This is a genomic window from Streptomyces sp. NRRL F-2664, from assembly GCF_000719345.1.
In the GTDB taxonomy this organism is placed as follows: domain Bacteria; phylum Actinomycetota; class Actinomycetes; order Streptomycetales; family Streptomycetaceae; genus Streptomyces.
On record NZ_JOFX01000660.1, the window covers coordinates 1 to 204 of the forward strand.

Consider the following 204-nt stretch of genomic DNA (forward strand, 5'->3'; position numbering starts at 1 on the left):
CCCGCGACAACCGAGTACGGCAACGGCACCGTCCTGACGGTCGGCTACTACGACAGCGGCCAGCCGAAGAAGGAGACCCTCACCCGCAAGGACGGCACCCTGCTATCCGAAACCGCCTACACCTACAACACCCGCGGCGACCTCGCCACCCGCACCGACACCCGCCCCGCCACCAGCGGCAGCGGGGAAGGCAGGCAGGAAGAC

The 204-nt window shown here is 69.1% G+C and carries 1 protein-coding gene; it reads left to right on the forward strand.

The features are described from left to right. Positions 1-204 (forward strand): hypothetical protein (locus IF89_RS40535; protein WP_043195278.1); only part of this gene is annotated, 204 nt, incomplete at both ends.